At 70.8% G+C, this 4,405-nt stretch carries 3 protein-coding genes; all 3 read right to left on the bottom strand.

Annotation, left to right across the window (positions count from 1 at the left end; translation table 11 throughout):
• Nucleotides 1–277: 277 nt before the first annotated feature.
• Nucleotides 278–949, bottom strand: coding sequence for a FadR/GntR family transcriptional regulator (locus AB0J39_RS38345; protein WP_363473951.1), 672 nt, complete (start codon nucleotides 947–949; stop codon nucleotides 278–280).
• 186 nt (nucleotides 950–1,135) lie between these two features.
• Nucleotides 1,136–1,921, bottom strand: coding sequence for an SAM-dependent methyltransferase (locus AB0J39_RS38340; RefSeq protein ID WP_363473949.1), 786 nt, complete (start codon nucleotides 1,919–1,921; stop codon nucleotides 1,136–1,138).
• Between the two features lie 244 nt (nucleotides 1,922–2,165).
• A complete protein-coding gene (locus AB0J39_RS38335; RefSeq protein WP_363473947.1) occupies nucleotides 2,166–3,764 on the bottom strand; it encodes a lectin in 1,599 nt (532 codons plus the stop codon).
• Between the last annotated feature and the right edge of the window lie 641 nt (nucleotides 3,765–4,405).

Below are 4,405 nucleotides of genomic sequence, written 5' to 3'. Positions count from 1 at the left end.
GCGGGCGGCTGTCCGGCCGCGCCGACCGACAGGGCGATCGCCGCGGTGAGGGCGATCGGGAGCGTTCGCGTTCGCACGGGTCTCCTCTCGAGTCCCTGGGGGGTTCTGGGGCCGCCGGATGCGAGGGGGAGCAGCCCGTCGCGGCCAGGGCATCACGCTGGCCAAGACCCGGCCCGGGAACAAGAACGCGATTCGCCGGAGCGCCGCGGGGACGCGTTGAGCAGCCACACTTCGGGACCGCCCCTGGAAGTTTCACGACCCGGCCGCGCCGGACGCGTCACAGCGTGCGGCGGAGCCACTCCTCGACGCCCGCCACGTGGACCGTCGCCCACGCCCTGGCCACCTCCGGCCTCCGGGTCGCGATCGCGTCGCAGATCATCACGTGCTGCTCGCGGGTGTCGTCGAGCACCCCCTCCTGGGTGAGGCCGCGCCACACCCGGGCGCGCGTCGTCGGCCCGGAGAGGCTGTCGAGCAGCGAGCAGAGCACCGGGTTGCCCGACCCCGCCGCGATGCGCTGGTGGAACCGCAGGTCGTTGGCGACCAGCTCCTCCACGCTGGGGTCGTCCGGCAGCGCGTCGAGGATCGCGCGCAGCTCCTTGACGTCCTCGTCCGGCATGTTGATCGCGGCCATCGCGGTGGCGGCGGGCTCCAGGACGCGCCGCACCTCCAGGAACTGGAGCACGGTGTCGTCGCGGTGGAAGTCCACGACGAACGACAGCGCCTCGAGGAGCAGGTGGGGCTGGAGACTGGTGACATAGGTGCCGTCGCCCTGCCGGACGTCGAGCACGTTGATCAGAGCGAGGGCGCGCACGGCCTCGCGGAGGGAGTTGCGGGACAGGCCGAGCCGTTCGGCCAGGTCGGCCTCCTTCGGCAGCCGGTCACCCGGAGCGAGCTCGCCCGACGTGATCATCTGCTTGATCTTGTCGATCGCCGCGTCCGTGACCGCCACAGCCACCTCCACCGTTTCCTCGCGAACGAGGCGCACACATCCGATGTCCAGCAGTGTAGAGGTGCGCGATGCGCCGTGCCGGGCCGGGCTCCGACGGTGTGACGCCACTTCGCGGCACTCGGATGGCGATCGGCGGCACCGGGCACGTCCGATCTCCTGTCCCGCCGGGCCGCGGTGTGGCCGCTTTCAGGGTTTGCGGCCGACGCCGCCCTCGACCACCATCCGGGTGGGCACGGAGTCCATCGCGGGCCGCCACCGCTGCACCGGCACCATGCCGGGCTCCACCAGATCGAAGCCGTCGAAGAACCGCAGGAGTTCGCCGCGGGTGCGGAACGTCGAATGCGCGGGAGTGCCGGCCGTCGCGGCCTTCAGGTCCTCGACGGCTTCGGCGTCGCTCTCCGCGGCCATGTTCGAGACGGCCACATGGCTGCCGGGCGCCATGCGATCGCGCCACCGGGCGACGATGCCGTGGGCGCCCTCCTCGTCGGAGACGAAGTGGAGAACGGTGACGAACAGCACTCCGACGGGTTCGTCGAAGTCGATCAGCGCACGGAGGGCGGGATGGTCCATCACCGCGTCTGGGCGGCGGATGTCCTCCTCGATGGTCGCCACATGGGCGTCGGCCGTGAGCAGGGCGTCGTTGTACACCTTCACGAGCGGGTCGTTGTCGACGTAGACGACCCGCGCGGACGGGTGGACCTCCCGGGCTATCTCGTGCACGTTCGGCGACGTCGGGATGCCCGCACCCAGGTCGACGAACTGCCGGACGCCCTGGGCGGCCATGAACCGCACCGCCCTGGCGAGGAAGGCGCGGTTCGCCTTCGCGACCGATCGCGTGTCGGGCGCGAGCGACAGGAGCCTGCCCGCGACCATCCGGTCGATCTCGTAGTTGTCCTTGCCGCCCAGCAGGTAGTCGTACACGCGGGCGGGACTGGGCACCCTGGGGTCGGTGCCGGCCGGTATCTCCGCCACAGCCGCCTCCCGTCCCGCCGATGTCCTTCCGGAGATCATAGTCCGGGGCCGTGCCGTACGGCAGGCCCCGGGTGGGCGGGGTGGTTCACGGCGGCCGCGCGGCGAGAAGGGGCGACCGGCCCGGGCCGGGACATGGGCGACCGCCCCCGGGCTGGGAGCGGTCGCGGACGCGGCGTACCGGCATGTCTTGAGGCCGCCGGCGCCGGAGGCCGGGACGGGGCCGGCGCTCCGGTGCCGCGCGTGGTCAGGCGCGGGTCCAGCGCTGGTTGGCCTGGCCGTTGCAGGTCCAGATGATGACCTTGGTGCCGTTGGCGGTGCCGCTGTTGTAGGCGTCCAGGCACTTGTTCGCGCCTACGGCGGTGATGGTGCCGTCGGCGTTGAGGCGCCACTGCTGGTTGTTCTGGCCGTTGCAGTCCCAGATGATCACGTTGGTGCCGTCGGCGGTGCCCCGGTTGGACACGTCCAGGCACTTGTTGCCGTAGACGCGCAGCTCACCCGAGCCGGTCGGCGTCCACTGCTGATTGTTCTGGCCGTTGCAGTCCCAGAGCTGCACCTGGGCGCCGTTGGCCTGCGAGACACCCGCGACGTCGAGGCATCGGCCCGACCCCACCCCCTTGATCGCGCCGGTTCCGGTGGGGGTGGGCGTGGGGGACGGCGTGACCAGGCCCCCTCCGCTCACGACGTACATGGCCGCCCCGTGTCCGGGCACCTGCGCGCTGATCGTCCCGGACGAGGAGCCGGTCGTGTGCGCCCACAGGTCGCGTACGGAGTAGGAGGAGGCGGAGCCGAGCCCGAGGGCGGAGGCCGTGGTGGACACCGTCGCCGCCGAGGTGCCCCGGTTGAGCAGCACGACCGCGACCGAGCCGTTGGACATCGGCTTGCGCCACACCTCCAGGTTCCCGTTGTCGCTGATCTTGTGGCCCTGCCTGCCGCCCCAGTCCTGGTTGACGGCGATGACCTCGGTGTTGGTGAGGATCGTGCGGGTCTCGGCGCTCATCGAGCGGATGTCGTTGCCCGCGATGAGCGGTGCGTTCAGCAGCGACCACAGGCTGAAGTGCGCCCGCCCCTCGGTCGCCGTCAGCGAGCCGACCCCCACCTCCAGCATGTCGGGGTCGTTCCAGCCGCCCGGCCCCGAGTACGCCTCCAGGCCGACCTGCTGGTCCAGGATGCCCATGACCGAGTTCCAGTTCGCCTGGATGTCGCCCGTCGTGCGCCAGGAGTTGCCGGTCTGCATCCCCCAGGTCCAGACGCTCTCCTGGCCCCAGTTGCACAGGCTGAACAGGATCGGACGCCCGGTGGCGGCGAGCGCGTCGCGCATCGCCGTGTACCGCTGCTGCCCGTTCTTGCCCTGGTGGTCGCCGCAGTTGTCGTACTTCAGGTAGTCGATCCCCCAGGAGGCCCACAGGGCGGCGTCGCGCCGCTCGTACCCCAGGCTGGCCGGGTAGCCCGCACAGGTCGTCGTCCCGGCCGAGGAGTAGATGCCGAGCTTCAGGCCCTTGGAGTGGACGTAGTCGGCCAGCGCCTTCATGCCGCTGGGGAACTTCTGCGGATCGGCCACCAGGTCGCCGCTCGCGTTGCGGCTCTTGGTGGACCAGCAGTCGTCGATGTTGACGTAGGTGTAACCCGCCGCCGCCATGCCGCTGGACACCATGACGTCAGCGGTCTGCCGCACGAGCGTCTCGTTGACGTTGCAGCCGAAGCTGTTCCAGTCGTTCCACCCCATCTGGGGCGTACGGGCGAGCCCGTTGTCGAGCGCGGCGGCCGGTGACGTTGCGCCGCCGGCCGCGACGAGGGACCCGGCGGCCAGCACCGCCGCCAACGTCCACCGAACGATCCTGTGCATCTGACTCCTTAGCCGCCGAAGAACGGTACCGGGTCTGATAGCGATAACATTTCCGGCCACGCGTCCGGGTGGTTGGTGGTGTGCGGCGGAGCCAATACGACGCCGCCGGTCCCGTCAAGAGGGTTCGCCGGGCGTGCTCCCGCCGGACGCGGCGCCGCCTGCCCTCACGGGCGCACGGTCGTGGGATCGGCAGGCGGGCCGCCTGAAAGTTTCACATTCAGGGGTGCACGCCGAGGGTTTCGGAACGTTACCGCGACCGGCTCGTCATCGCCGCAGGAAGGCGACTCTCGGGGGTGACGAGGACACGAAACTTTCCGGATACGGTCTTGACATGTTTCGTGGCGGTTTCTCACACTGAGCCCGGGCGGCATCCCGCCGGGGCAGTGGTGGGCGGCGGGACCGCCGCCCGTGGCGCGCCCCCGGTGCGGTAGTCGTGCCGGTCGTGTGCCGGTTCACGCGGTGTCCCGCGTCCCCGTTCGACGTCATCCGATTCGGATGGCGGCACCACAGTTTTTGTTAACGCTAACAAAGCGAGATGTCCAGGAGGCCACGTGTCCCCCTCGTCCCTCAGCCGGCGCCGACTGCTCCAGGCCGCCGGCGTCGCCGTCGTGGCCTCCGCCGTCGGAGACGTCGCCGGCGCC

The organism is Microbispora sp. NPDC049633, from assembly GCF_040675265.1.
Lineage (GTDB): Bacteria > Actinomycetota > Actinomycetes > Streptosporangiales > Streptosporangiaceae > Microbispora > Microbispora maris.
The sequence above is the reverse complement of the archived record's forward strand: the minus strand, read 5'-3'. Positions and strand labels throughout refer to the sequence as shown.